Below are 26,441 nucleotides of genomic sequence, written 5' to 3' on the forward strand. Positions count from 1 at the left end.
GCGGATGTCCGACCATGGGCAGATATCGCGTGATCCCGTGAGGCGGTACCGTCCCATCATGGGATGGGCCGGATGGCGGCGCAGTGGAAGGGACGTCACCGACGCGGCGGTGGCGGTCGCCGTGGCGCTGCTCATCAGATACGCCATCGTCGATCCGCCGGGGCCGTCGTCACCGTGGCTCGCGTGGTCGGCCTGGCCGGTGGCGGCGGTCCTGAGCTTTCCGATCGCCTTCCGGCGGCGCCGGCCGCGGGCCATGCTCGCTGTCGCGTGCGCCGCGGGCACGGGAGTGACCATGGCCGGCGCCGTCGCGGCGGGCGCGATCTGGCTGACTTTCGTGCCGACCGTGCTCGTGCTGTACCTGGTGGCCGCCACCACCTCGATCGCCTGGTCCGCGGCGGGCCTGGCGGTCTGCCTGTCCGCCGCGGTGACCGCGATCCTGATCTTCTACGCGCAGGTGTTCCCCGGTCTCGCGCCCGCGGCGACGCCCAGCGAGATGCCGGCGGCCTGGCCGATCGAGATCGGTACGATCGGCGTGCTCCTGACCGTCGCGTGGGTTGTCGGAACGGTCGTGCGCTGGAAGCGGGACACGACCGCCCGCCTCGTCCGCCACCTCGCCGACGCCGCGGTGGCCGACGAGCGCAGGCGCATCGCCAGGGAACTGCACGATGTCATCGGCCACAGCATGAGCCTGATCGCCGTCAAGGCCACCGTGGCCAACCACGTCGCCGACGCCCGCCCGCAGGAGGTCCGCGCCGCGCTGGCCGTCATCGAGCAGACCAGCCGCAGCACGCTCACCGAGATCCACCGGGTGCTCGATCTGCTGCGCTCCGACGGCGATCCCCAGCAGGACCCCGTGCCCGCGCCCGGCATGGCGGACCTGCCCGAGCTGGCCGCCCACGCCCGCTCGGCCGGAGTCGAGGTGGAGCTGACCGTCCGCGAGGAGGCCGCGCCACCTCCGGCGGTCGCGATGTCGGTGTACCGGATCGTGCAGCAGGCCCTGACCAACGTCGTCACCCACGTGGGGCCCACCCGCTGCGCGGTCACCGTGGACGTCGACGGGCAGGAGGCCGTGATCGAGGTCGTCGACGACGGCCCCCGCCACGGACGGCCGCCGCGCGCGGGCCACGGCGGACACGGCCTGGTCGGCATGCGCGAGCGGACCAAGATGTACGGAGGCGCGTTCGACGCGGGACCCCGGCCAGAAGGAGGCTTTCGCGTGTTGGCTCGACTGCCCTACGACCCGGACGGCACCGCGGCATGAGCATCGACGACATGAGCATCGGAGCCGCACCGCACGACTCGTCCCCGCCCGTCCGGGTCCTGCTCGCCGAGGACCAGGTCCTGATCCGCGACAGCTTCAAGGTCCTCATCGACGCCACGCCGGGGTTGGCCGCCGTGGGCGAGGCGGGCACCGGCGCCGAGGCCGTGCTCCTGGCCCGCCGGTGCCGGCCCGACGTCGTCCTCATGGACGTGCGGATGCCGGACATGGACGGCATCGAGGCAACCCGGCGCATCTGTGCCGACCCCGACTGTGCCGGCGCGCGCGTACTGATCCTCACCACGTTCGACCTGGACGAATACGTGTACGCGTCGCTGCAGGCGGGCGCGAGCGGCTTCCTGCTCAAGAGCGCCACGGCGGCCGAGCTGCTGGCCGCCATCCGGGTCGTCGCCTCCGGTGAGGCGCTGCTCGCGCCCACCGTCACCCGCCGGCTCATCACCGAGTTCCTGCAGGGCTCTCCTCCCGCCCAGGTCGTGCGGAACCTCGATGACGTCACCCCGCGCGAGCGCGAGGTGCTCACCCTCATCGGCAGGGGAATGTCCAACGCCGAGATCGCCGAGCACCTGCACCTCACCGTCGGCACGGTCAAGACCCACATCGGCCGCCTCCTGGCCAAACTGCAGGCCCGTGACCGGGCACAGCTCGTCATCGCCGCCTACGAAGGCGGGCTCATCACCAACCCGGACGGTCGCCGGTGACCGGCCCGCCCTTCTCCGGACGAGGGCACGCCTCCGCACGCTCATCGGCTCTGTCGCCGGCCTCGGGACGGTCGGCTTCGGGTCCGGGGCGGGATTCGCTCGCGGAGCGGATCGAAGTCGGCTCGCCCGCAGCCCTGCCGCTTGATCGACTTTATTCGCGTGTTCCGTCTCTCTGCCTGGCCTGGGTTCCAGGGAAGTGACGTGCCGGCTCAACGCCGTATCACCGGTCCGGATCGTCATCCTCTCGGGCCGAAGGCCGTCATGAGGACATGCACGCCGATGAGGACGGCGACCCAGATCATGGCGCGCCTGGTCGGCGGGGGTCCTCCACGCAGCAGCGAGATGCCCAGGGGGATGAAGGCGAGGCAGAGGCCGCCCACGGCGATGAAGGACTGTGGCTCGGTGCCCTTGAGCGTCCCGAGCGCGAGCGCCGACATCAGGCCGAGCGCGATCGAACGGCCCAGCCCCAGGGCGCCGGAGCGGTAGGCGCCGATGGCCAGCACGACCCAGCCGAAGAAGGCCGGCCCGGACATGGACCTGAACGGGTGCCAGACCGTGTCCCGCCATGCCAGGTAGTAGCCGTCGATGCCGGTGAGCATGGTCTGCAGGCCGAGGGTGTCGGTCAGGTGAAAGGCCAGGTGATCGGTGCCGAACTGGAAGGTCCGGGTGAACAGGCCGACGATCACCAGGCAACCGCCCCAGATTCCCCACAGCGGGTTGGTGGCGGCGATCCTCTGCGCCAGCGTCATGACCGCCGGCCACAGCAGCACGAACCCGCTGGCGAAACAGACGTAGGCGGCGGTGATGAGGGCGGGATGCTGGGTGTAGGCGGTGAGCTGATAAGGGACGAAGTAGTAGAACGGGGAGCGCAGGAGAGTCCCGGCCATGATCAGGGCGGGACCGCCGATCAGCGAGACGGCGCTCACCCATCGGCCGGGAAACGGGGGTTGGCGGTCCAGGTTGGCGGCGGCGTTGGCGGCCCGCCGGTCCGCGCCGGTCCGCCGCCATCGCGTGACGCGCCCGCGAAGATCAGTGCTCATGGATTGCTGCCCGTCCTGTCCGTGTCGGTGTTCCCGGACCGGTATGTCCGGGCACACCGAAATGGTGAGGGACGACGCGGGGGACGCGCGTCTGGCTCGGGTCGCATCTTGGCGGGCGGGCACGAGCAGGTGGTGAGACCCCAGACGGATGCGCGTATCTGACCGTGGGCAGATGCCGAGTGATCTGTTGAGGCGATGACTTCGCGTCATGAAGCGGTCGACGCTCGTGGCCTGCGCGCTGGGCCGTATCCCGCCCGGCGGCCTGAGGTGCGGGCTCCTCCGAGCGCGTGCGGCGGCCGCGAGGCGGACGACGAAGCGATCGAGGAGTTCAGGAACGCGTCGCGGCGCATCCTGGTCTACGGCCGCGCCGACGCGCGCCCGAGTGTTGTCCGCCCTTGATACGCGGATCCTGCTGTGCCCAATTAAGGCCGTACGCGCTGCTTGTCCGGCCCGGTAGGGTTCCTGATCATTCTGGGCGATCATGCGGAAAGGGTGGGCCGCTGTGCTCTCCGTGTCTCCTCTCGGACCGCGGCGGCGCCATCCGGTGTTCTGGTGGTGGCTGGCGGCCTCGTACGCGTTATGGGAGATCGTCTGGGATGTGCTGACGCCCCCGCGGCACGTCACGTGTGTCGGGCCACCGACCCTGCACCCGGTGGGTCCTGTCCGCCGCACAATCGCCGACGTGGCCGAGGTGGCGTCGGGCGAACTGTATTTGGCGGGACCGTTCGTCCTGGCGATGATCGCGCTGTTCGTGGCCAGGCGCGACAAGGCCCGCGTCCACCTGATGGCCGCGGTCGCCGGGTTCGTGATCGTCGCGTTGCCCGAGGTGCTGGCGGTCGCCGCGGAGGTGCTCAGGCCGCCCGTGGAGCCGCCGCCCGGCTGCCTGCCGGACCCGGAGCCGTTCCGCGTCCTGCCGGTGGTTCTGGCCTGGGTGATCTCGCCACTGACGATGATCCTGCTCGCGGGCGCCGCCGGGACGCGCGTGCGCCCGGACCGGGGCTCAGTACTGAGGCTGGTCGCGGCGCTCGGGGTGATCGTGCTCGTCGTGCAGGCCGTACGGATCCTGCCCGAGCGACTGGCGGCGCCACCGGTCGCGGATGACGGCACTCCCCGGTACGCGCTGCTCACCGCGGGCTATCTGGAGACGGTGGACCTGGACACGGGCCGCATCGCCCATGAGTACATGCCCTACCTGGGCAGGCGCGCCATCCCGGTCAACGCGGTGGCCGCCACCCGGGAGCCGGGTGAGTACGTGGTGAGCGTGACCTTGCGGCAGGGCCAGGACTCCTGGTCGCCGCGCGGCTTCGTCTCACGCATCCACCGCCTGACGGTGGACGCCGACGGTCAGGCGAAGCTGGGTCAGGCGCTGTCGGGCAGGCTGAACGGGAGCGTCGACCGGATCGTGCTGTCGCCCGAGGGCCGTATCGCCTACAGCCGCCGGACCGAGGGCCGCGATCACGAGCAGACCACCTACGTCGGCGTCCTCGACCCGGACGTCGAATGGCGGGCGGCCGCGTACGGGTTCTACTGGAGGGACGCCCACGCTCTGGTGCTTCCCGGCGACCTCCACTTCACCGGGGTCACGTACCCGCCGAGACCGGAGTTGGTGAAGGCCTGGGAGGGCGCCCTTGACGTGCGGATGCCCGCGTCGGATTCGCCGTCCGCGGCGATGCTCGTCCGGGCGCCCCGCGACAACGGCAGCCATACTCTCCCTCATCCTCTGCCGGACGGCCGGACCCTGCGGGTGCGCCAGGGCAGCTACGAGCAGCCGTCCGAGCTGCTCCTCTACGACGGGGACCGGAAGGTGACCACGGTACTCACCTTGAGTTGCGGCGAGATCGTGTCGATGGCGCTGGACCGATCCGGTCGGCATCTCCTGGTCGGCAAGGACAACGAGAACGATTCGACGGCCGGTAACCGCCCGTGCGGGGGCAAGGACTACGAACTGCTCCGCGTCGGTCTCACTCCGACGGCCGCCGGCGCCTTCCCGCACAGGGTCGTCTGGCGGGGTGAAACCTACGTCGGCGGATTCACCTGGTGACCGGCCCCTGCGAACCCGGAGAGGTAAAGGGGTTCACCCCCTGGTCCCGGCTGGTCGAATGAATCGACCTTCCTGAGGTAGATCTTGAAGCGTGACAGGATCCGCGCCCTGGTCGGGGACGGGCCGGAGATCGGCCGGTCGCCCGCGCCGGAGCACCGGGAGAGCGATCTCATCATCGGACGACGCGATGGCCGGCGAAAAGCCGGCGAGACAGCTGACGCTGGACGGGTGAGGAGGTCGGTGGGCCACGGAAAGGGGCGCGCGGCGTCAGGCGCGGCCTCCGGCGCGACCTCGAACAGTCACCGCCGGGCGGTGACCACCCAAAGCTCTCCGCCCAGGCGGACGCCTTCAGGACCCGCGTAAGGCCGCAGCGCATCCTCCAGAACGGTTCGGGCGGCGTCGGCCGTCATGACCGCGTCGTCGAGAATCGCGCGAACGGGGCCGGTGCCGAGAAAGAAGCCGGCGGCGCTCGCGGCGTCCTGGCCGAAGAACAGGGAAACGCCGGCGGAGGCCGCCGTGACCGTCCGGAATCCGGCCCCGTGGAGCACGTTCTCGATTCTCCCCCGGTCGGCGAGCGAGAACATCCCAGGTTCGTACGCGTTCGGGGAGGGCTCGGGAGGCCCGGTCAGAGCGGAGATCGGAATGGTGTACCACTCGCATCGGGTCATCCGCCGAGGGCACACGAAGACGAGACGGCCCGCGGGTTTCAGGGCGCGGCCGACATTGGCGAAGGCGGCCACGGGGTCGGCGAAGAACATGATTCCGAACTGGCTGATGGCCACGTCGAACTCGCTGTCGCCCAGGGGATGGACCTGGGCGTCCCCTTCCTCGAACCGGAGGTTGGCGAGCCCGGTTCGGACCTGGTCGGCGCGGGCCCGTTCCAGCATCGGCCGGGAGAGGTCGAGACCCACGGCATATCCGCGGGACGCCTGACGAGCCGCCAGGATGGTCGTCTCGCCCGCGCCGCATCCGATGTCCAGGACCTTGTCCGTTTCCTCTATCGCCGCGGCCTCGAACAACAGCCGGTGCAAGGCGGTGTTGCGGCCCGTGGTGCGGTCCGTGCTCTCGGCCCAGTGGGCTCCTTCGGGCCCGTTCCATGAGTTCGCCTGTGCGGCGTTCGGGAGGGACATGGGTCTCCTGATCAGTTCTGGGCGTTGTGATCGACGGTCGTCAGGTGCTCGCGCAACTCGTCGAGGAGAGGCCGGGAGGGCTGAAGCGCGTCGATGTGCAGGACTCCGGCGGGAAGCGAGGCGGTGAACAGGTCGCGAGCCACCAGAGCCGCCACGGCACCGGTGATCCGGCAGGTGTCGCGGCCCGTGACGGTGCTCGACACCGCGTTCCCCTCGGCGTCCGACGCCCTCACGTGGACGACGAAGCGGTCGGACCCGCGGTGCCACCGGGAAAGCGCTGACGTGAGCGGCGATTCGGCACGCAACCGGCCCACCAGGGTGAAGAATCCGATGGTCGCGAGCCCGAAGAGGACCGAGGTGACGAGGGCCGAGTCGAAGCAGATCCGCGTGGTGGCCGTGATCCGCGACGATTCGCCGATCGTCCGCTGGTCGGAGAAGGGGAACGGGTGGACGGTCCGCGTTCCCCAGCCAGGAAGCCGGACGCGTGCCCGCCGGGTGCCGGGCCGCCGCCACCCGTCCGGGCGGGTGAGGCCGGCGACGATCCATCGCACCGAGTCCGCGCCGTGGTCGCCGCCCTGGCCCAGCAGGAGACTGATGTCGATCCTGTTTCCTGACGGGAGGCGCTCGAGACAGTGACGGGCCAGCAGGTTGGTCAGCCCAGGGGCCACGCCGACGCTGAGAACGGCCGTCGCCCGGTGCCGCGCCGCGAGCTCGTCCAGCGACTCGATCTCCCGGATCACCGAGGTGGACGCGCTGACGTCGACGTAGTGCACCCCCCGCCGCAGACACGCCTCGGCCAGTGCCGCGTTGGCGCGCTCGACGCACATCACGACCACGGCCGCCTCGTCGAGCAGCCGATCCACATCGGCGGGATCGCTGACGTCGACGCCTTCCGCTCTGACCGCGGCGCCGGTGGATCGCGCCAAGGTCCGCGCCTTCGTCGGGTCGCGCCCGGCCGCCACGGTCCGGCCGGGGAACCACAGGCCGAGCTGTCGCGCGGTCGCGCCGCCGACCGCTCCGTACCCGCCGATGACGACGATCGACTTGCCCGCGCCGGACCACTCCCGGTGTTCGCCGGAGCCTGTGTGCATGCTGTGCCCTCGCAGTTCGGTGTCGGGAAGCGCTGAGGTTCCCAGGATCACGTGGGAGTGATATGCACACCACTGCGGATGTCTTATGGGGGACATGCGTGGTCCGCATGGCAGGCCGATCGGAGGGAGTGGCTCGCACATGCTCGATCCCTGGACGTTGCAGGTGATGGTCGAGGTGGAGGAGCGCGGCTCCTTCTCGGCGGCGGCCGAAGCCCTGTCGATGACCCAGCCGGCCGTGTCACGGCAGATCGGCGGTCTGGAGCGCAGGCTCGGCGTGTCCCTCTTCCGGCGCACCGCGCGCGGCGTCAAGGCGACGGCGGCCGGTGAGATGGTCGCCAAGCAGGCGCGGGACGTCCTGGCGCGCCTGCGGGCCCTGGAGATGCGGGTGAACGCCTTCACCGGCGCCGAGACCGGGCATCTGCGCCTGTCGGCGTTCTCCAGCGCGAACACCTGGTTGATGCCGGAGGTCATCAGGCGTTTCAGCCGATCCCACCCCGGAGTGCGGCTGAGCCTGATGCGGGAGGACGCCGCGGGGCCGATGGCCGCGATCAAAGAGGCCCGGATCGACCTCACCCTGGTCACCGCCTGGAACCTGTACGCGGATCCGCCGGCGGCCAAGCACGACTCGTCGGCCGAGCCCCTCGATCCCGCCGATCTCACCGGAGTCGATCTGCTGCCGTTGCTGGATGAGGAGTTCGAGGTCGCCTTGCCCGCCGGCCATCGGCTGGCCCGGCTCAGCCAGGTGCCGCTGCCTGACCTGTGTGATGAGGTGTGGATCGAAGGCGGTTACCCCGACTGCCTCGGCCCGCTCCCGCAGCTCGCCGAAGCCCTGGGCCGACCCCCTCGGATCGGGTTCTTCTGCGAGGACTGGAACGGCAGGCAAGCCCTGGTCGCGGGCGGATCCGGCGTCATGCTCGTGCCCACGCTGGTGCGGGGCGCCGTACACCCGGGGGTGGTGAGGAGGCCGACCGTTCCCTCGCTCCCCTCCCGCCGGTTGTACGCGGCCTCCTTGGCGCCGCCTTTCCGCCTCCCTGCCGTGACCGCCCTGCTGGACGTGATCGCCCGCGTGAGCCGGGAGCAGGCCCCGGCCTGATCACCGGACAGGGGGCGGATCTCTCAGCGTCGCAGCCGGCTGCGGTACGCGGCGCTCTTGGCCCGGGCGGTGCAGGCGGGGCCACAGTACCGGCGCGATCCGTTGCGCGTGAGGTCGACGTAGACGGCGTCGCACCGATCGGCCGAGCACCGTCCGAAGCGCTCGGCCCCGTAGCCGTCCACGATCAGCGCCAGGGCGGTGGCGAACTCACCGCCCATCGCCTCCACGTAGGTGCCGCCCTGCCTGCCACCGAACCGAGGTCTTCGCCTGGTTGAACACCTTCATGTGGACGGGCTACGGCCTGGGAACCGCCGTCGCGGGCTACCTGAGCGAGTCGGACACCGGCGGAGCGGCGGCGTTCACGGCCGCCTCGGTGGTCGCCCTGTCAAGCGCGATCGTCGCGGCCGTCGCCTACCGCCCGCACCACACGCCACCGAACGAGCGGGAAACGATCCATCCTGTTCCGGAAAGTGATCGTTAAGCGTCCGATCCGTCCCGGGCCGATGGCGTACCAGGTGGCAGAGGCGGTGGACACGTACGGGTCGCGGCTCAACGCGCGTCAGCCGGCGCGGTCGAGGCGGGCGTTGTCGTCGTACGACTCGCGGGCGTCGAGCAACTCGTCCCAGTGCTCCCGCGTCCAGGCGCAGGCGATCGCCATCGGCCGGAGCATGCTGTGGCCGAGCGGGGTCAGCTCGTACTCGACACGCGGGGTGGCGCCGGCGTGGACGGTGCGCTTGACCAGCCCGTCCCGTTCGAGGGAACGCAGTGACCGGGTGAGGACCTTGGGAGTGACGCGGCTCAGCGGCACGCGCAGCTCGGAGAACCGGCGCGGCCCGTGTTCGAGGCAGCGGATGATGAGCGCCGCCCACTTGTCGCCGAACCGGATCGGATTGAGCGAGGACGGGCACAGCTCGTCGAACATGTCGGCGGGCAGGGGTTCCCTCATGGCCTCACGATAGCCGGTATCCCAGCGGTAACCACGGCCCTCGATAGCGTCCGCGAAGCGGCCGGGCGGATGGGATCCGGCCCCGGTGAAAGGTGGTTCGCGATGAACATCGTGGTCTTCGGCGCGGGCGGCAGAGCCGGTAGGCAGGTCGTCGCCGAGGCGCGCCGGCGTGGGCACCGGGTCACCGCCGTGGTGCGTGACCTCGCGGGCCACAGTGACCTGGCCGACGTACGGGTGGTGGCGGGCGACGTCACGGACGGGACGAGCGTCGCGCACGCGGCCGCGGGGCATGACGCGGCCGTCAGCGCCGCCGCGGACCTGTCGGTGCCGCCTCACGAGTTCTTCACCGCGTCGGCTCGCGCCCTGACCACCGGTCTGGCGGAGGCGGGCGTGCGCCGGCTGGCGGTGGTCGGCCTCGCGTCGATCATGCCCGGGGCGTCGGGTGCTCCCCTGATGGACGAGCCCGGTTACCCCAACGAGTACCGCGACTTCTATCTCGGCCACGCGGCGGGGCTCGCCGTGCTTCAGGGCTGCGACCTCGACTGGACGTACGTCGCGCCGGCCGGCGACTTCGACCATGCCGGCACGCGCACCGGCCGGTACCGGATCGCCGATCATGCGGACCCGGCCGCCAGGATCTCGTACGCGGACTTCGCGATCGCGCTGCTCGACGAGATCGAGGCCCCTCGCCACCGCCGCGCCGCCGTCAGCATCCGGGAGGCGTGATGCCCGAGATCCACGACAGCCCGGATCCCTGGATCGCCGAGCACATCCGTCGTTTCCGGGAGACCGGCGGCCGGCCACGGCCGGGCGTGAACGATCTACTGCTGACGACCCGGGGCCGGAGAACCGGCGCGCTGCGCCGCACCGCGCTGGTCTACGGGCTCGACGGCGACCGCTACGTCCTGGTGGCCTCCAACCGCGGCGCGGACCACCATCCAGCCTGGTATCTGAACCTGCTCGCCGATCCGTGCGTCACCGTGCAGGTCGGTACGGAGGCCTTCGCCGCGCGAGCGCGTCCCGCCGTGGCCGCGGAGCGTCCGCCGCTATGGCGCCTGATGGTGTCGGCGAGGCCGGAGTACGCGGCCTACCAGGAGCGGACCACCCGCGAGATCCCCGTTGTCCTCCTGGAACGCCGGTAACGACCGGGCACAGTGCTTTCGGGGCTCGGGGCTTTCGTGACGCTTCCGGGCGGCGGTGGCCACGTCCTGACGCTCACGGCGGGCTCGAGCGCGTCGGCGCGGCGCCTCGGGCCCACCGGGTGCGGGGTCCGGCGTCCCGGTGGGCGGGCGCCGCGGCGTGACGAGAAGCGATAACGGGTCGCGAAAGCTCCGCACTCGCCATAGCCTGATCAACTTTCTGGTGACTCGCTAGGGTTAGGCGCTTTGACCGCTCCGCCCTCCCGAGAGATGGCCATGCGTCGCTACCGTTTCGGCAGGATCGCCGTCCTGATCGCGCTCGGCTACCTCGTCGCGATCGCCGTGCTGGGCGGCTTCGCGCTGACCACCGACCGGAGCGATCTCCTCTGGAAGGTCGTCACCCGCGACTCCAGCATGGGCTGGTTCCTCGGTCCGGACGAAGACACGTTCACCGTCCCGTGGGGGCTGGCGCTCGTCCTGGTCCTCATCGGGGCGCTCCAGGCGTGGGCCCTGTGGCAGGTGCTGCGCGGGCGCGCCCGCGGCGAGCTGACACGCCGGGGCAGGAAGGTCGGCCTGCTGCGGCTCGCCCTGTATGTCAGCGTCGGCTACGGGCTGACGAGCATCGTCGGCGTCCCGCTGATTCTGGCGTTGGAGATTTACTGGTTCTGGTCGGTGACGGCGATCACCTCCGGTTTCGTGCAGCTGGCCATCGTCTGGCTGTTCTTCCTGGTACTCCGTGACATCGTCTCCCGCAGGCTGCGGCTGTTCTCGCTCGTCGCCGGCGTCGTCGCCTGCGTGAGCAGCGTCGGCCAGGAAATCACGGACATCTTCGACCTGGGCTCCGTCGCGCGGATCTTCACCCTTGCCGGAGGGTACGGCTACGTCTGGCTGGCGTGGTCCGTGTCGATCCTGATCGCCCAGGCCAGGGATCCCCGCTGGAGCGCGGCGACCGTCCGGATGGGCGTCATCGCGCAGGTGGTGTCCGTGGCCGGTCCCGAGGCAGGCGCCGGCGCGGTCGGCGACCAGGCGGTGGCCGCTGCCCGCCGTGGCGATCGTGCTCCCGCTGATCCCCGCCGCCGTCAACCTCGCGCACGGCAGGTACCTCTGGATCGGCCCCAGAGGCACGATCGAGTATTTCGTCCGCGTGCACTACGACTGGTTCACGTGGAAGGGAAAGCAGGAGAACGGCCAACGTCTGCTGATCATGGCGTTCCCCGGGAAGGGGGACGAGCCGGTCACGTACCGCAAGTCTCCCAACCGGTGAGCACGCCTCAAGCCGGCCGGTGGCCAGGCCGGAGCGGGTGTGGAGCTTCGGCCGACGACGCGACCCTTCGGGTCGGCCACCACGGGGAAGGCCGGGCCGCCGGGCCGGGAACGGCCGTGGACCGTGCGGGCCGACCGGCTCCGGGGGGACCTCACCGGACCTTCGCGAGAGCGTCGCCCGGTCGTACTACGATCATGCTTCATCGTGCGCATACACCGTTTGGCGGCTTTTGCCTCCTTGGGCATCACCCTCGGTTCGATCATCCTCAGCCTGGTGATCGGCACCGCGACACCCGCATGGCTGGTCACCATGTGGTACCCGCCCGGCGAGAGCGTCGGGAGTTCTCCTCTGGTGCTGGGCGGCTTGCTGCTGCTCGGGCTGGTGAACGCGTGGATGCTGTGGCAGGTTCTGCGGGGACCCGCGCCCACGGCCGTGCCGATGGGCCGGGCGGCCACGTGGCTGCGGCTGCTGCTGTACGCCGACGTGGTGTGGCTGCTGATCCCCTCGTTCCTCCCGGGCCCGGTCGAGACGGTCATCGGGCTGGCGCTCTGGGTGCCCGCGCTCGTGCTGTTCACGGTGGTGCTCACCGGGTCGGGGCGGTCCTTCCGGCTGGCTCTACTCCTGCTCGGACTGGTGGAACCGGCCATATCGCTCGCGAACAGCCTGGCAGACGATTCAGAGCTCCGGTTCTTCGTGAGTTCGGCCTACCGGGCGACTGCCATGGCCGCGGTGGTGGCCACGTTCGTCGTGATGGTGATGCTCCTGCTCGCCCAGCGGCGCGACGGACGCTGGAGCCGGGTGACGCTCCTCATCGGTGCGGGCACGTTCGCGAGCGCGTTCCTGGTGGAGCTCGCGGACGCCCTGACGCGCGGCGGCCCGATCGAGTCGATCGCCGAGGCGATGAACGTGCTCTACATCGTCTGGCTGGCGCGCACGGCCCATGAGCTGAACCGTGAGCCGAGGCGGAAGGCGCCTCTGCGAGTGCCCACGGCGGTCGCGGCCACCGCCGCCGTCCTCCCGCTGATGGTCGTCGGACCCGAGGGCCGTCCACATCTCACCTACACCTGGCAGAGCAATGGGCTCACGGGCTGGCAGGGCGATGGCCTCATGGGACGGCAGGACGATGAGTTCGCGGAATGTTGGGCGTGGTCGAAACCGCCACGTGTCGCGGACATCCCGGCCCACAAGCGCGATCGGGCCTACCTGTGCAGCGTGACCAAGCCCGGCCGGCATGTCTCGGACCAGGCCCTGCTCGGCAGGGGCAGGGACGCGTGCGCCAGGTTCGCGGCCGGGGAGCCGGTCAAGGCTCGGCCCGCGCTGCTCGCGCTGCTCTGCCCGGAGGTGGTCGGACGGAAACATCCGGATCTGTTGCTGTCGTCCGCGCAGATGGACCAGCAGAAGGCAGAGAAGGAGAACCTCGTGCGCGAACGGCTGGCGCGCGAGGCGCGCGAGGAGGACGCCCGGTGCCGCGACCCGTGGCCCGCGCTGCGTACCCGGTTCCAGGCGACCGCGTCCTACTACGACTGGGACTCCCAGCCCTACGGCATCTACGACGCGGAAGCGGAAACCGAGGAAGATTCCACGGCGATCTGGAGCGCGAAACCGGTCGACACCCTGGCGACCAGCGGTCAGCTGGCCCTCATCTTCACCCCCAGCCAGGACTGGGCGACCTGTGTGACGGCGAAGGCGCTGCGCTCGGCCCCGCCACCCCTGCGACGCAAAGGCTGGGACGCGGTGGTCGAGGCGGACATCGTCAGCGAATCGGGTCGCCTGGTGATGCAGACGCTGTCGGCGAGCAAGGTGCGCTTCCCCGATCTCGCGCGCAGCGGTCCCGGCCTCTACCGGCTGCGCCTGTACACCCGGCCCGGCGTGGATCTCATCCTCATCTACCCGGCCAGGAGAGCGGCGTAGCGATGGCCGGCCGGTTACGCCGATCGCCACGTTCTCCCCGCCCACGTCGGTGCGTGACCCTGAGCGAGCGTCCGAAGTTCCCCGGCGCGGGCTTTCGAGGAGCCCGACGCCGGTTCTGCGGCCACCTCTCGCCAGAGGAGCGGTCCACGGTCTCGAGTGTGGCGGCGGTGTGGAGGTATGGGGCAGGTAGCGTGCAAACCATCGTACGGATGAGGCGTCGCCCCTACCGTCGCAAGGTATGCAGACAGTGGATGTACTGGTCGTGGGTGCGGGCCTGGCCGGCCTGCGCACAGCCCGCCTGCTCGCGCGACGGGGACTGAGCGTGACGGTGGTCGACCGTCGCAGGTCCCTGTCGACGGGCATCCGCACGACAGGGATCTTCGTGCGTCGCACCCTCGAGGACTTCGACGTGCCGGATCACCTGCTCGGGCCGGGTATCCGGGACGTGCTGCTGTATCCGCCGTCGCGGCGGGCGCCGATCCGGCTCACCAGCGACCGGGACGAGTACCGCGTGGCCGACATGGCGGCCGTCTACGAGCACGAGCACCGCGCGGCGGAGTCGGCCGGGGCGCGGGTCCTGCTGGGCGTACGGTACGTCGACGCGTCGATGGGTTTCGTGCGGTTCGAGGGTGCGGAACCGGTGACGGCCCGGTTCGTCGTCGGCGCGGACGGCGCCCGCTCCCGGGTGGCCCGTGATCTCGGGCTCGATGTCAACCGGCGCTTCCTCGTCGGTGCCGAGATCGTCCACCCGATCGCGCCGGGCACGGCCATCCCGGCGTTCCACTGCGTGCTGGACCCCCGGATCGCTCCGGGGTACCTGGGATGGGTCATCGACGACGGCCGGTACGCGCATGTCGGCGTTGCGGGATACCCGAACGCGATGCGCACCGGCGTCCGCCACCTGCTGGACGCCTTCGCCGCGGACGCGCCCGGCGCCACACCGCCGGCCGGGCCGGTCGAGCGCAGGGGTGGTCCGATCCCGGTCGGCGGCGTGCTGCGACGGCTGGCGTGCCCCGCCGGGCTGCTCGTCGGAGACGCGGCGGGCGCGGTGTCGCCACTGACGGCCGGGGGGCTGGACCCCTGCCTGCGCATGTCCGAACTGGCCGCGGCGGTCACCGCCGGGTACCTGCGTACCGGCGACCGACGCGTGCTCGGCCGCTACGACGGGCACGCGTTGCGGACCCGGTTCCGAGGCCGGCTGTTGCTGCGCCGCGTGTTCGCCGGCATCCGATCCCCCGCCGCGGCGGAGGCGGCGGTGACCGCGCTACGCGGTCGTGCCGGTCGTGCCCTGGCGGCGCGGATCCTGTTCGGCGACGGCTCGTTTCCCGAGGTCAACTCACGGCTCGCGGACCTGGCGATCGACCATCCTCACCGGTGACACCGGCCGGCTCGCCTGTGACGGAGGTGTCATGACCCCTGCGGCAGGCGCCCACCCGGCGGTGGACGCCGAGGCCGGAACCATGCCGATCTGATTCGCCTCCACGCACGTCATCGTCCCTCGGGCCAGGCTCCGTGCACGTCATCGTTCTTCGCGCCAGGCTCCGTCTCGCGAAAACCACGGACCAGGCCGGGCTGATCCGCCGGTTTCACCGGACAGCACATGGCCGACCGCCGCCACGAGCAGTCGCGCCCTGTCGGTACCGGTGGGCCCCACCCGCGTCCTGCAGCCCTTCCCGGCCCGGCTGTCCCGATCGATGCGACCCAGAATCGCGTTCCCGAACCCCTCCGGTGTCCGCAGGCCGCCCAGGACCTCCTCACGGACCTCCTCGTCGAGAAAGTCATCCCTGGCGATGACGGGTAGTCCCGCGAGGGCGGCCTCCCACACCGTGATTCCCTGTGTCTCCGTGACGGAGGCGGTGGCGAAGACATCGACCCGACGGTAGAGGTCCGACAGTATTCGACGCTCCACGGGGCCCGCCACGAGAAGGTTCGCTCCCAGACGCGCCTGCGCCGCACGCAGTCGAAGCCACGTTCTCGGGTCTTCGCACGGGCCCACGAGGATGAGAGCCGCTCGTGGCCGGTGCTTCATGACGTGCCCGAACGCCTCCACCAGAAAATCGATTCCCTTCTCCCGGCTCAGACGGCCGACGTAGACGACGCGGCTTCCCTCCGGAGTGGCTTCGATGGACTCGACCAGCCCCTCCGGCGGTGTTCCTCCCCTCAACTCCGATTCCTCGACGCCGGTGGGCAGCACGAAAACAGGCCGCTCGGCTCCCAGGCCCTTCAGGTAGGAAGCGGTTTTGGCGGACGGGGCGACCACCAGGTCAGCGGAATCGGCCACGTACGCGAGGATCTCCCGAATGACACCGGACCTGCCGGCGCCGGCTGCCTTCCTCATCACGTCGCGGCACAACCGAACACCTCCTCCCCTCAGGAGAACGTACGAGGGAAGTATGAACAGCCACGCCAGCCGATATTTATTGAGGTAGGACTCGAAATCCGTATGCCAGGAGAGCACGACAGGCGATTCCAGCCGGTGCGACGCGCGCAGAGACGCCACCCCGAGAGAGCCAATGGTCTGAACGGAGACGAAATCCGGTTCGAAAACACGAATAATTCGTGCGATGCTCCTCGCGGAGGCCAGAGAGAGCGGATATCCGTCCAACGGCGTCCTGAACGACGACACGCGCCACCGCTGAGTGCCTGTTTCGTCCACCCTGTACTCCGAGCGCCGCCCCGGAAAGACCACTCCCACATCATGGCCGGCGGAGACAAGGCCGTGAATCAGAGAGTCGACGGAGACCGCCACCCCGTCCATTCTCGGCGAAAACGAATCCGTAACGATGAGGACGCGCATCCCAGGCTCCAATTGATGCGAAGCATCAACATATCACCCTGTTCAGGACGATAGTTGTCGAGTCGACAATACGTAAAGGCCGGATCGTGCATTCTTCCCGTGCGTATTCGAAACTCCTGGGGCACGAACGGCAGTATCGGTCCACGGTGAACGGTCTCGCCGGCAGGCCGCCCGGCAAAGGCGCGATGCGTTCACGGGTGGCCCCTCAAGTACTCCTCACGCGGATTACGAGAACGTGTCCTCGTGGAAAACGTCGGCTTGACGGACACCGGCGTTGTTCGGGTGGAATCCGAAGGCCGGCCGGGCGAGACGGGCAATGGCCTGGATCATGAGGGTCGAGAGCGGTGTGCCGCCGTTCGTGGTCGCTTGACCTCGACTCCGGTTGAGGTTGGAGACTTCTCTGCGCCGGTGTACGGGTGGGCCGAGTGCGGGGGAGCGATTGACATGCGGGTGGTGCAGGCGACGCGTTTCGGAAGTCCCGAGGTACTGGTCCCGGGCGAGGTGCCGTTCTCATGTGCAGGCCGACCGATCCCGGTTTCCGCACCCGTCGCACCGTCGCGGGCCGGCAGCTCCGTCTGATCCGGTGCGACGGGTGGTCACCCCAGGTGGATCGGGGTCACGCGCGGAACGCGGGGCTAGCGCTGGATGGCCTTGAGCTCGGTGAACTCCTCCACGCCCGCGCGGCCCATCTCGCGTCCGTTGCCGGACTGCTTGTATCCGCCGAACGGGGCGAGCGGGTTGAACCGGGCGCCGTTGATGTACACCTGCCCGACCCGCAGCCGCCCGGCGATCCGCAGGGCGTGCTCGTCCTCGCCGAACACGGCGGCGTTGAGGCCGTAGATCGTGCTGTTGGCAATCTTGACCGCGTGGTCCTCGTCGTCGTAGGGGATGACGGACAGCACGGGTCCGAAGATCTCCTCCTGCGCGATCACCGAGTCCGGGTCGACGTTCGCGAAGATGGTCGGCCGGATGTACGCGCCGTGCTCCAGGCCGGGGATCCGGCCGGGGCCGCCGACGACGAGGGTCGCCCCGTCCGCGATGCCGCGTTCGATGTAGCCGTTGACGCGGCTCCACTGCCGCTCCGACGCCAGGGGGCCGAGCCGGGTGGCCTCGTCGGTGGGGTCTCCGACGGTGTAGGCCTTCGCCGCCGTGACGAGCATCCGTACGATCTCGTCATGCCGGGCCGCCGGGACGAGCATGCGGGTCCACGCTCCGCAGGCCTGACCGTTGTTGGTCCAGGCGTAGACGAGCGTCTCGTCGACCGCGTGGTCCAGGTCGGCGTCCTCGAGCACGAGGTTGGCGGACTTGCCGCCCAACTCGAGCCCGACCCGCTTGACCGTGGCCGACGCGACGACCGAGACGCGTTTGCCCACCTCCGTGGAACCGGTGAACGAGACCATGTCCACGTCGGGATGGGCGGCGATCGCCTCGCCGACGACGGGCCCGGATCCGTACACCACGTTGAACACGCCCGCGGGCATACCCGCGGCGCTCGCGGCCTCGGCGAACAGTCGTGCCGTCAGGGGGGCGAGTTCGGCGGGTTTGAGCACGACGGTGTTCCCGGCCAGCAGCGCGGGTGCGATCTTCGTCATGATCTGCTGGAGCGGGAAGTTCCACGGGGTGATCGCGCCGACGACACCGACGGGTTCGCGGACGACGAGGGAGTTGCCGATCTCCTCGGTCCACGGGAACCCGGCCGCGAGGCCGGCCGTCGCGGACGCGACCGCGACGGGGAAACCCGCGTGGCCGAGGCGGGCCAGGGTGATCGGGGCACCCATCTCGGCGGTCACGGCCTGCGCGATCTCCTCGTTGCGCGCGGACAGCTCGTCGGCCAGCCGCTGGATGATCGAAGCCCGCTGTGCCGGTTCGGTCGCCGCCCATCCGGGGGAGGCGGCCCGCGCCGCCGCGACGGCGCGGTCGACGTCGGCCGCGGTGCCGGCCGGGATCGTCGCGACGACGTCGCCGGTGGCGGGGTTGACGACGTCGATGGTGTCGCCGCTCGCGTCGACGATCGCGCCGTCGATCCAGTGACCGGTCGTACTCAGGTGCTCATGTGTGGGTGTCATGGCCTCAACGATTCACCGCGTGGAGGACGACATCCAGGTCGAGACGATCCGCGGATAACGAGGAAGACCCTGGTCAGGGCGGGGACACGTTGTCCGCGGACACAGGTGGCACGGATGCCGCCGCGAAGCGCGAGGCTTGTCCGGTGGTTCGGCGAGCCGGCTGGGAAGCGCCGGCCGAACGACCTCGGAACGGCCTGCCACCGTGTACCGGTCCCACCCGGCACGGCGCGGACCGTCCTTTCCGACACGTCGGCTGAACACGCCGGCTCGCGAAGTGATCCGCGATCCCCGGAGCCATACCTTAAGTACAAGCATGTGAACAGGGCATCGTGGTCATCGCCCGGCAACCGTGCGCCGGCCCTGATCGTGCTCGCCGCCTGGGCGGGCCTGTCCGTCGGTGGCGCCTGGACGGTCTTCGCCAGGCGGGACGTTCAGGGGTGGTGCCCTCGGCCAAGGGGTGGTGCTCTCCGCGGGAGCGGGAGCAGAAACGCAGGTGACGTCAGAAGAAGGACGGGGCGTCCGGCTCGACGCGCCTGTCGAACAGCCGCCAGGCCCACACCTGCGCGACGACGACGAGGACGAGCGCGCCGAGCCCGTAGGCGGTCAGCACCGCCAGAGCCCGCCCGCTCGCCGGGTGGGCCAGCAGGCCGGGCGCGACGGCCAGCCCGGCCGCGGCGGCGGGGACGCTCACCGCCACGGCGCTGAGCGCGAGGACCCGGCCGCCTCCGTCGAACGGGCGGGACCGGATCCACCACAGCGCCGCCACGGCGGCGAGGAGGGGGAGCATCGCCGGGACGTCGCCGAGCCCCCGGGTGACGACGGTCACCGCGAGGCCGCCGCCCGTCGCCACGGCGGTGAGCGCCAGGGCGAGCCTCGTGACCCTGACCCCGAGCCGCCGGACGTCGGGACGGAGACGGCCGGGCAGGCGGCGGGCCAGGAAGGCCGTGCCGTGCGCCGCGAGCAACGCGGGCAGGGTCACCGCCCACAGCACCGCGTAGGGGGCGAACAGCCTGCCGGTCGACAGCGGCGTCCCGGGCAGGCCGAGGAGCAGGTTGCCGATGACGAACCCCCACGCGACGGCCAGCAACCCGCTGCCGACGACGATCGCCCTCGCCCACAGGCGCCGCCAGGCGCCCCCCGTACGGCGGAGCCTGAACCACAGCCCCGCGTCACGGACGACCCATCCGACGAGGCCGGTGACGACGAACGGGTAGAGCCCCGAGATGATCTCTCCTTCCACGAGCGGGAACGCGCCCATCAGCACGCCCGCCACGGCGACCAGCCATACCTCGTTGGCCAGAACGAACGGTGCGAAAGCGGCCACGGAGACGTCCGTGTCGTCGCGCGTGCCGTACCTGCCCAGCAGCAGCCCCGCGCCGAGGACGGCCCCCTCCAGGACGAAGTAGCCGACCAGGATCAGCCCCAGGATCAGTAGCCAGACGACGTCCATGGCGTTTCCTCCCTTTCCGGCGACAGGTGAGTGGCGGCGTCGGCCTCCGGCGCCGGCAGGGTCCTGGCGCCGAGCCTGAGCACGTCCTCGTCGGGGCCGCGCCGGACGAGGTGGGCGATGAGCGAGAGGTCGACGACGGCCAGCAGGAGCAGGACCGCGGTGAACGCGACCAGCGATCCGGTGATGGCCACCGTGCCGATGTCGCCGAGCGCCTCCTCGGTTCTCAGCAGGCCGTAGACGGCCCAGGGCTGGCGGCCCACCTCCCGGACCACCCATCCGCAGATGACGGCGACGAACGGGAGCGGGATCAGGAACACCATCACGTACAGCAGCGGCCGCAGGCGGACGCTCCAGCGCCAGACCATCAGCGGGAGGAGGATCAGGGAGAGCAGCGCCAGTATCTGGCCGATGTAGACCATGACCTGGCTGACCTCGTGGATCCACGCGGGAGGGGTGAGGTCGCCCGGCCCGAACCGGGCGGCGAGCAGGCTCCGGGCCCTGGCGAGCTCCTCGGCGCTGCCGCCGGTCAGCGCAGTCTTGGCGGGCTGGAAGCCGCCGATCACCGGGAACTGCGCGATGCCGGTGACCATGACCAGTGGCGCGGTCACGGCCGCCACCACCAGGCCCACGCGCATCGAGCGGCGGAAGAAGTCGACGTCCCGCGTGCGCCGGACGAAGTGGTGGGCACTGACACCGGCCACGAAGAACGCCCCGACGCTGAGCGCGGCCGGCAGCAGATGGGCCAGGGCCACCGTCAGGGCGGGGTTGCCCACCAGCGCGCCGAAGTCGGTCAGGCGGATGCCCGCCCCGTACCTCTCGTACCCGACCGGATGCTGCATGAAGGAGTTCGACACCATGATGAAGAACGCCGAGGCGTAGGCCGTCAGCGTGACGACGGCGAACGCGCCGAGGTGCGCGATCCGGGGGAGCCGGTGCCATCCGAAGATCCACAACCCGAGGAAGGTGGACTCCAGGAAGAACGCCACCAGGGTCTCCAACGCGATGGACGCGCCGAAGACGTCCCCCGTCAGCTTCGCCAGGCCGCTCCAGTTGAGCCCGAACTGGAACTCCATCACGATGCCCGTGACGATGCCGAGCGCGTAGTTGACGAGATAGATCTGCCCCCAGAACCGGGTCATCCGCTCGTACACCGGCCTGCCGCCGAACACCCATCTGGCCTGCATGTACAGGATCAGGGGCGCGAGACCGAGGGTCAGCGCGACGAAGAGGAAGTGCAGGCTCGTCGTCAGCGCGAACTCAAGCCTGGCGAGGTCGAGTGGCTCCATGGTCTCGCACGCTAGAGGCGCGTCCAGGGGCCGGTCGTCATCCCGTGGGGGCGTCAGGAAGCGCCGCCGGGCGTATGCGGCCCGCTCACCGTACGCCGGGAGGCGCCGCCGGGCGTGCGCGGCCCGCTCACCGCAGGCCGGGAAGCATCGCCGGGCGTACGCGGCCCGCTCACCGTACGCCGGGAACGACCAGACCCGTCTCGTAGGCGATCACCACGAGCTGCGCGCGGTCCCGCGCCCCCAGCTTGAACAGGGCACGGCCCACGTGGGTCTTCACCGTCGCCGGGCTGATGAAGACGCGCCGGGAGATCTCCTCGTTGGACAGCCCGCCGCCGACGAGTCCCACGATCTCCTTCTCGCGTTCTGTCAATACGCCCAGAGGCGTGTCGTCGAGCCGGTGGGGGCGCTCTCCGGTGACGAAGCCCTCGATGAGGCGGCGCGTGACGCCGGGGGAGAGCAGCGCCTCCCCCCTGGCCACCACGTGGACGGCCCTGCGCAGCTCGTCGGGGTCGGTGTCCTTGAGAAGGAAGCCGCTGGCACCGGCCCGCAACGCGTCGAAGACGTACTCGTCGACCTCGAAGGTGGTGAGCATGACGATCCGCACGTCCCGCAGCGAGGCGTCGCCCACGATGGCCCGGGTCGCCTCGATGCCGTCCAGGACCGGCATGCGGATGTCCATCAGCACGATGTCGGGCCGCTCCCCGCGTGCCAGCTCGACGGCCTCGGCCCCGTCGGACGCCTCCCCGACGACGACGATGCCGGGATCGCGTTCGAGCAGCGCGCGGAAGCCGGCGCGCACCAGCGTCTGGTCGTCCACCAGGACGACGCGCGTGCTCACCGGGGCCCCTCCTTCGTGGGCAGCCAGGCGTGCACGCGGAATCCCCCGCCGGGAACGGGGCCCGCGGTGAGGTGGCCGCCGAGCGCGGTGACGCGCTCCCGCATCCCGGTCAGGCCGTGGCCGGGCGGCCCCTCCTCGGACCCTCCCGGCCCTCCGCCGTCGTCGACGACCTCGATGGAGACGCCCGACGGCTCGTAGGAGACGGTCATCTCGACCACGCTCGCCCCCGAGTGCCGAATCACGTTCGTCACCGACTCCTGGATGATCCGGTAGGCACTCGCGTCGACCGCCGCCGGAAGGTCGTACGGCTCCCCGCGAGTGTTCCAGCCTACGTGGAGTCCCGCCCGTTCCGCCATCGTGGTGAGGTCCCGCACGCTCGACAGACGGGGTACGGGAGAGCGGGGCTCCCCGCCGGGATCGAGGTGGCGCAGCAGGCCGATCGTCGACCGCAGCTCCCTCATGGCCTCGACACCTGCTTCGCGGATCACCGCCACCGCCTGCCGGCTCCGCTCGGGCCTCTCCTCGAACAGCTCGTGGGCCACCTGGGCCTGCACCTGGATCACCGTGACGGTGTGGGCGATCACGTCGTGGAGCTCCCGGGCGATCCGCAGCCGCTCGGCCTCGATGCGGCGCTCGGCCTCGGCCTCCCTGGCCTCCTGGGCGATCCGCAGCCGCTCGCGCACCTCCTCCGCGAGCGCCTGCCTGCTCCGCGCCGCCTCGCCGAGGAAGAGCACGGCCGCCAGCAGCGCCGCCTGGAGCGCCGCCTTCTCGACGAGGAGGCTGAGCACCGGGTCCCGGACGACGATCGCGCGGTAGCCGACGCTGTAGACGCTGAGCGCGCCCACGACCACCGCCGCCCAGCCGAAGTGTCCGCGCTCCGCGGCCGTGTACGTGGCCACGCCCAGGACGATCGCGACGGACAGGCTCGGGTAGGCGAGGGAGTGGTAGACCAGCACCAGCGCGCAACTGGCCACCAGGACCGGCAGCGGCCAGGCGCGACGGGCGAGCAGGACCAGGCCCATCCCCGCGCCGATGGCGTAGGCCGCCGCGTCCGGGGGCCTGGCGCCCGGCTCGGCGGACACGCCGATCATCGTTGTCGCGGCGACGGCGACGAGGACGGCGAGCGTCCCGTCGAGCAGGCTGGGCGGGACACCTCGCAGCAGCGCCCGGAGGGCTCGTACCGGCATAGCGTGACCATAGGACGGCTGCGCCTTTCCCGCGTCATCCTCAAAGACGCTTTCGTCATCTTCAACGATGTTTTCGACATCCCGAAGACGCTTTCGAGGCCGGTCGGCCGGCCTGTGCCGGGGACACCGGGGGCGAGACCTGGCAACGGTGAGATCCCGCCCGATCATGTCGATCGGACGGGATCTCGCCGTTTCGCGCCGGCGTCCGTTCCCTCGGCCGGCGCCGCTCGCCGCGACCGCGCCGCTCAGCCGGTGAGCGGCACCGCGCCCGCACCGGCGCCCGCGCCCTCAGCCGGTGAGCAGCGCCGCGACCGCGCCGGTCGTCGCCGGGTACCGGGCGAGCAGCTCGCCCGCCGCCGTGCCGCCGGCGCCCGTCGCCGTGTCGTCGCCGGATGCCGGCCACTCCGCCGGGTGGCCGAGCAGCGCGGCCACGGCGTCGCACGCCTGCGGATGTCCGGCCAGCAGGGCGGCCACCGGCCCGCCCGGCGCGCGCCGGACCGCCTTCGCGGGCGCGGGCGCCGATCTCTCCCACGGCGGGACCCACGCGTCGAGCTCGGCCAGCCCGCCGGGGAAGGTCCGCCCCGCCTCGCGGACGAGGACGGGCACCAGCTCCAGCGCGTGCCGCCGCAGCGTCGTGATCAGCGTCGGCAGCCACGGCAGCAGGACCGGGTCGGGCAGCCGGGCGAACGCCTTGGACAGCACCTCGACCACGAACGGCGCGAGGGCGGGAACCGGCTCCAGAGCCTGGACGAACCCGCTCAGGTAGAGCGGGAAGGAGGGGATGACGAGCGGGTTGGCCAGCAGCTCGTCACACCGGGCGCGCAGCTCGGCCTGCGGGAGCAGGCCCAGCTGGGTCCTGGCCGCCCACAGCAGCGCCACCTTGGCGGGAGCCTCCGGGTGCGACTGCCGCACCGCCAGCTCCAGCTGGGTCCGGTCACAGCCCAGCGACAGCGCGAGGCTCTCCATGCCGAACAGGAAGCCCAGCGTGGCGCCGACCTGGCGGACACCGGTGTCCTCGTCCACGAAGGCGGTCGGCAGCAGCGTGCAGTAGTGCGCGTAGCCGGCCGTGACGAACGCCTCGCACCAGGCCGGCAGGTCCGGCTGGGTGGCCCGGTAGTGGGCCAGCAACCTGCGGATCCGGTGCAGCACCTCGGGAGCGTCGTCCACGGTGCGTTCGGCGGCGAGCAGTTCCACCGCGCGGTTGCCGAGCTCGTCGGTGAGGCGGCGGCCGCCCAGGTAGAGGATGGCGTCCTCCACGGCCGCCAGGGCGGTGCCCGCGGTGGCCCGCGGCTCCCACACCTTGCGGCGCAGCCGCTGTTCCAGCACCTGCTCGACGGTGACGCCCTCGTAGCCCAGCTCGATGATCGACCGCTGGTGACGGCCGATCGCGATGTCCCAGCTCTCCTGGATCGGCCGCTCACCCAGGCGGCGCGTCCCCATGATGGGCCGGACCGCGTCCTCGGGCAGCAGGTAGCGCAGTTTCCACAGCAGATCCGAGCACGGCACCAGCTCGGGATCGACGGTGAGGTCGAGCAGCGCCCGCTGCAGGGTGCGCCTGCTCAGGTCCAGCCCGAGCGGTTCCAGCCGGTCGTACACGTCGCGGGCCAGCGGCGGGAGCGCGTGGTAGCCGACCTGGCCGATCCGGTCGCCGCCCAGCAGGATCTCGCACAGGCGGCGGATGTCGCGGCGGCCCGGCACCACGTCCTTCTCGATGCACGTGACGGCGGCGTCCTGGAAGTCGTACGGCGTCGGCCTGGCCCGGTTGCGCAACCCCGCGAGCAGGATCGAGGTCTCGAACACGGCGATGGCGTCGGCCGTGCTGGCCAGGTAGCCGTTGCGGCGGGCCAGCCGCACGATGTCGACGCACCATCCGCGCAGCTCGGCCTCGTCCAGGCCGTCCAGCGCGGGCGGGGTGGCGAGGAATCCCGACAGCCGGTCGGTCACCGGCTCCGGCGGGACCGGTTCCCCGGCCCGCGCGGCCCGTGCGGTCTTCGCGCGCGAGCGCGTGCCCTGCTGCCCTCCCAGCCGGTACGGGGTGACGCCGCCGCGCGTCGTGGCCTTGGCCCAGGTCGCCGCGGCGATCGACACCGATCCCTGGGCCAGGCCGAACTGGGCCTCGATGGCCGAGTGGCTGGAGGGGATGAGCCCGTACAGCCAGCGGGTGGCCGTGCGGGGGGTGACGACGTAGTCCCGCACGCCGGACGCCAGCCCGAACTCGGGCACCGTGCTGACCGCGTGGAAGGCGCCGCACACGTACAGGCAGTGCGCGGGGTCGGCGCCGGAGGAGGCGAGGTGCTCGTGGATCCGGGTCCACATGTAGCGCTCGCGCTCCTCGTCGTCGGCCAGCCGGTCGCCCCCGGGACCCAGCCGCCGGAACAGGCTGCCGACCAGTGCCATGGCCTGCCGGTAGGTGTCGTGGTCCGCGCCGGTCAGCGGCTGCTCGACGTACTGGTCCCACCACTCCGACCAGTGCCGGACCTTGCCGTGGCGCAGCAGGTGCTCCTCCAACTCGGCGAAGCGCGGGCGCAGGTCGCCCACCTCCACGCCCACGGCGTCGCCGTGCAGGTCACCGGCACCCTCGCCGGTGCCTTCACCGGTCCGGCCGGGTCCGGCCGGTGCAGCCGGTTCAGCCGGTTCCCGGGGCAGCCACTGGAAGACGTGGTCCGACGAGCGGTCGACCAGCACCAGCTCGACGTCCGGCGTCTCCAGCGCGTAGGCGATGGCCTGGTACTCCGCCGACGCCTCGGTGACCGGCGCCACCACGCTGAGCGGGCCGGAGCCGGGCGGGAAACCCTCGAGTTCGGTGGCGAACGCCTGCAGCGCCACCGGCAACCGGCAGTTGCGCAGCTCCTCCAGCAGCGGCCGCAGGTCCTCGCACAGCTCCAGGTAGATCACCTTGGGCCGCTTCTCGCGCAGCCGCCGCGTCATGGCCAGCGCGGAGGCCGGCGAGTGGTGGCACACCGGGAAGATCTCGAGCTCCTCGCCCAGCGCCCGGTCGACGTCGTCGACCAGGCCCGTCAGGATCCCGGACAGCGCGTCCGGGCCGCCGGCGAACGCGGTGGCGGCGCCGAGGAGCTGCTCGCGCAGAGCGGTGAAGGCGCTCGTGGCAGTACTCACAGCAGTGCTCACAGCAGTGCTCACAGCAGTGCTCGTGGCGGTGCTCGTGTCAGCGCTCATATCAGCGT

At 71.1% G+C, this 26,441-nt stretch carries 23 protein-coding genes; 10 read left to right on the forward strand and 13 right to left on the reverse strand.

The window, feature by feature from the left end; translation table 11 throughout:
• Positions 1-58 precede the first annotated feature (58 nt).
• Together ACTOQ3_RS36825 and ACTOQ3_RS36830 are read left to right on the forward strand one after the other, a co-directional pair.
• Positions 59-1,261, forward strand: a complete 1,203-nt coding sequence (locus ACTOQ3_RS36825) for a sensor histidine kinase (RefSeq protein ID WP_440088168.1) — start codon at positions 59-61, stop codon at positions 1,259-1,261.
• Between the two features lie 11 nt (positions 1,262-1,272).
• Positions 1,273-1,977 carry a response regulator gene (locus ACTOQ3_RS36830; RefSeq protein WP_440088169.1) on the forward strand — a complete coding sequence of 235 codons (705 nt, stop codon included), beginning with the start codon at positions 1,273-1,275 and terminating at the stop codon, positions 1,975-1,977.
• Positions 1,978-2,213: 236 nt separating this feature from the next.
• Here the strand turns inward: ACTOQ3_RS36830 and ACTOQ3_RS36835 are convergent, their stop codons facing one another.
• The gene (locus ACTOQ3_RS36835) at positions 2,214-3,017 is read right to left on the reverse strand and encodes a hypothetical protein (protein WP_440088171.1); all 804 of its coding nucleotides are present in this window, start codon (positions 3,015-3,017) and stop codon (positions 2,214-2,216) included.
• 682 nt (positions 3,018-3,699) lie between these two features.
• On the opposite strand from ACTOQ3_RS36835, the gene ACTOQ3_RS36840 reads away from it, so the two are divergent.
• Positions 3,700-5,058 carry a hypothetical protein gene (locus ACTOQ3_RS36840; protein WP_440088172.1) on the forward strand — a complete coding sequence of 453 codons (1,359 nt, stop codon included), beginning with the start codon at positions 3,700-3,702 and terminating at the stop codon, positions 5,056-5,058.
• A gap of 299 nt (positions 5,059-5,357) precedes the next feature.
• Here ACTOQ3_RS36840 and ACTOQ3_RS36845 read toward each other — a convergent pair whose 3' ends face one another.
• Both ACTOQ3_RS36845 and ACTOQ3_RS36850 read right to left on the reverse strand, forming a co-directional pair.
• Positions 5,358-6,188 (reverse strand): class I SAM-dependent methyltransferase, encoded by an 831-nt coding sequence (locus tag ACTOQ3_RS36845; protein WP_440088173.1) that lies wholly within the window; start codon positions 6,186-6,188, stop codon positions 5,358-5,360.
• Positions 6,189-6,199: 11 nt separating this feature from the next.
• A complete protein-coding gene (locus ACTOQ3_RS36850; RefSeq protein WP_440088175.1) occupies positions 6,200-7,330 on the reverse strand; it encodes a saccharopine dehydrogenase family protein in 1,131 nt (376 codons plus the stop codon).
• Positions 7,331-7,418: 88 nt separating this feature from the next.
• Between ACTOQ3_RS36850 and ACTOQ3_RS36855 the strand changes: the two genes are divergently transcribed.
• Positions 7,419-8,372: a LysR family transcriptional regulator gene (locus tag ACTOQ3_RS36855; RefSeq protein ID WP_440088177.1), complete on the forward strand. Its 954-nt coding sequence runs from the start codon at positions 7,419-7,421 to the stop codon at positions 8,370-8,372.
• A gap of 23 nt (positions 8,373-8,395) precedes the next feature.
• Here the strand turns inward: ACTOQ3_RS36855 and ACTOQ3_RS36860 are convergent, their stop codons facing one another.
• Positions 8,396-8,590 carry a CGNR zinc finger domain-containing protein gene (locus ACTOQ3_RS36860; protein ID WP_440088178.1) on the reverse strand — a complete coding sequence of 65 codons (195 nt, stop codon included), beginning with the start codon at positions 8,588-8,590 and terminating at the stop codon, positions 8,396-8,398.
• A 53-nt stretch (positions 8,591-8,643) separates the two neighbouring features.
• Between ACTOQ3_RS36860 and ACTOQ3_RS36865 the strand changes: the two genes are divergently transcribed.
• Entirely contained in the window at positions 8,644-8,853 is a 210-nt protein-coding gene (locus ACTOQ3_RS36865; protein WP_440088180.1) for a hypothetical protein, read from the forward strand.
• A gap of 78 nt (positions 8,854-8,931) precedes the next feature.
• Here ACTOQ3_RS36865 and ACTOQ3_RS36870 read toward each other — a convergent pair whose 3' ends face one another.
• Positions 8,932-9,318, reverse strand: a complete 387-nt coding sequence (locus ACTOQ3_RS36870; protein WP_440088182.1) for a winged helix-turn-helix transcriptional regulator — start codon at positions 9,316-9,318, stop codon at positions 8,932-8,934.
• Positions 9,319-9,420: 102 nt separating this feature from the next.
• On the opposite strand from ACTOQ3_RS36870, the gene ACTOQ3_RS36875 reads away from it, so the two are divergent.
• Positions 9,421-10,044 (forward strand): NAD(P)-dependent oxidoreductase, encoded by a 624-nt coding sequence (locus ACTOQ3_RS36875; protein WP_440088183.1) that lies wholly within the window; start codon positions 9,421-9,423, stop codon positions 10,042-10,044.
• The gene (locus tag ACTOQ3_RS36880; protein ID WP_440088185.1) at positions 10,044-10,460 is read left to right on the forward strand and encodes a nitroreductase family deazaflavin-dependent oxidoreductase; all 417 of its coding nucleotides are present in this window, start codon (positions 10,044-10,046) and stop codon (positions 10,458-10,460) included. The genes ACTOQ3_RS36875 and ACTOQ3_RS36880 overlap by 1 nt, the downstream gene beginning before the upstream one ends.
• Positions 10,461-11,113: 653 nt before the next feature.
• On the opposite strand, the gene ACTOQ3_RS36885 is transcribed toward ACTOQ3_RS36880, so the two are convergent.
• On the reverse strand, positions 11,114-11,284 hold the full coding sequence (locus ACTOQ3_RS36885) for a hypothetical protein (protein WP_440088186.1): 171 nt from the start codon (positions 11,282-11,284) through the stop codon (positions 11,114-11,116).
• Between the two features lie 218 nt (positions 11,285-11,502).
• Between ACTOQ3_RS36885 and ACTOQ3_RS36890 the strand changes: the two genes are divergently transcribed.
• The 3 genes from ACTOQ3_RS36890 to ACTOQ3_RS36900 all read left to right on the forward strand — a co-directional run bounded on the left by ACTOQ3_RS36890 (position 11,503) and on the right by ACTOQ3_RS36900 (position 15,010).
• Positions 11,503-11,721 (forward strand): hypothetical protein, encoded by a 219-nt coding sequence (locus ACTOQ3_RS36890; protein ID WP_440088188.1) that lies wholly within the window; start codon positions 11,503-11,505, stop codon positions 11,719-11,721.
• A gap of 237 nt (positions 11,722-11,958) precedes the next feature.
• On the forward strand, positions 11,959-13,632 hold the full coding sequence (locus tag ACTOQ3_RS36895; protein ID WP_440088190.1) for a hypothetical protein: 1,674 nt from the start codon (positions 11,959-11,961) through the stop codon (positions 13,630-13,632).
• Between the two features lie 238 nt (positions 13,633-13,870).
• A complete protein-coding gene (locus ACTOQ3_RS36900; protein ID WP_440088191.1) occupies positions 13,871-15,010 on the forward strand; it encodes an FAD-dependent oxidoreductase in 1,140 nt (379 codons plus the stop codon).
• 141 nt (positions 15,011-15,151) lie between these two features.
• Here ACTOQ3_RS36900 and ACTOQ3_RS36905 read toward each other — a convergent pair whose 3' ends face one another.
• The 7 genes from ACTOQ3_RS36905 to ACTOQ3_RS36935 form a co-directional block, all read right to left on the reverse strand.
• Positions 15,152-16,429, reverse strand: coding sequence for a glycosyltransferase (locus ACTOQ3_RS36905; protein ID WP_440088192.1), 1,278 nt, complete (start codon positions 16,427-16,429; stop codon positions 15,152-15,154).
• A gap of 635 nt (positions 16,430-17,064) precedes the next feature.
• On the reverse strand, positions 17,065-18,495 hold the full coding sequence (locus tag ACTOQ3_RS36910; protein WP_440088193.1) for an aldehyde dehydrogenase family protein: 1,431 nt from the start codon (positions 18,493-18,495) through the stop codon (positions 17,065-17,067).
• Positions 18,496-18,994: 499 nt separating this feature from the next.
• Positions 18,995-19,945 carry a cytochrome d ubiquinol oxidase subunit II gene (locus ACTOQ3_RS36915; protein ID WP_440088194.1) on the reverse strand — a complete coding sequence of 317 codons (951 nt, stop codon included), beginning with the start codon at positions 19,943-19,945 and terminating at the stop codon, positions 18,995-18,997.
• Positions 19,924-21,231: a cytochrome ubiquinol oxidase subunit I gene (locus tag ACTOQ3_RS36920; RefSeq protein ID WP_440088196.1), complete on the reverse strand. Its 1,308-nt coding sequence runs from the start codon at positions 21,229-21,231 to the stop codon at positions 19,924-19,926. The genes ACTOQ3_RS36915 and ACTOQ3_RS36920 overlap by 22 nt, the downstream gene beginning before the upstream one ends.
• 169 nt (positions 21,232-21,400) lie before the next feature.
• Positions 21,401-22,069, reverse strand: a complete 669-nt coding sequence (locus tag ACTOQ3_RS36925) for a response regulator (RefSeq protein WP_440088197.1) — start codon at positions 22,067-22,069, stop codon at positions 21,401-21,403.
• Entirely contained in the window at positions 22,066-23,256 is a 1,191-nt protein-coding gene (locus ACTOQ3_RS36930; protein WP_440088199.1) for a sensor histidine kinase, read from the reverse strand. The genes ACTOQ3_RS36925 and ACTOQ3_RS36930 overlap by 4 nt, the downstream gene beginning before the upstream one ends.
• A gap of 288 nt (positions 23,257-23,544) precedes the next feature.
• Entirely contained in the window at positions 23,545-26,433 is a 2,889-nt protein-coding gene (locus ACTOQ3_RS36935) for a DUF5682 family protein (protein ID WP_440088200.1), read from the reverse strand.
• Positions 26,434-26,441 lie beyond the last annotated feature (8 nt).

The sequence above is a fragment of the Streptosporangium sp. LJ11 genome (assembly GCF_051918945.1).
In the GTDB taxonomy this organism is placed as follows: domain Bacteria; phylum Actinomycetota; class Actinomycetes; order Streptosporangiales; family Streptosporangiaceae; genus Streptosporangium.